Raw genomic sequence first — 563 nt, forward strand, 5'->3', positions numbered from 1 at the left:
AGATCGAATAGCCGATATAGGCGGTGATCAGCCAGAACCACAGATAGGCCGGACCGACCCCGGGCTCGGCCATGAACAGCATGTAGACGGCGACCAGGACCAGCGGCGCGCCGATGGCCAGCCAGGGCTTGAAGCGGCCGATCCGCCAGTGCGTGCGGTCGAGGACCGCGCCGAACAGCGGGTCGAAGGCGATGTCGATCAGCCGGACCAGCAGGAACGCCCAGCCGACCATGCCGATGTCGAGGCCCAGCGTGGCCGTGTAGTGGTTGGGGAGATACACCACCAGGGGCAGGCCCAGGGCCGCCAGCGGCAGGGACGGACCGGCGAACGCGGCCAAGGTTGTTCGGCTGCGGCTGGTCGCCTGGGCCATGGGGTCGCCTCCACGCACTTTCTTACACGCCGTCCTGTCAGCCGGACGGTTTCCTCATCCTGCCCTGTCGCGCCCCGGCCTCGTCAAGTGAACAATGGTCAGAATCGTCAGCGCGTGGCCGGACGGTTCGGCAGCTCGCCCCGCGCAAGGCGCCCGGCGAACATGTCGAAGGCCTGTTCGGCGTCGGACCAGG

The 563-nt window shown here is 68.0% G+C and carries 1 protein-coding gene; it reads right to left on the reverse strand.

The annotated features are described in order from the left end of the window. Window positions 1–370, reverse strand: a 370-nt coding sequence (locus tag D1094_RS18470; RefSeq protein WP_182440246.1) for an MFS transporter, incomplete at its 3' end; no start/stop codon positions are given. Window positions 371–563 lie beyond the last annotated feature (193 nt).

It is taken from the genome of Colwellia sp. RSH04, from assembly GCF_003545765.1.
Classification (GTDB): Bacteria; Pseudomonadota; Gammaproteobacteria; order Enterobacterales; family Alteromonadaceae; genus Colwellia.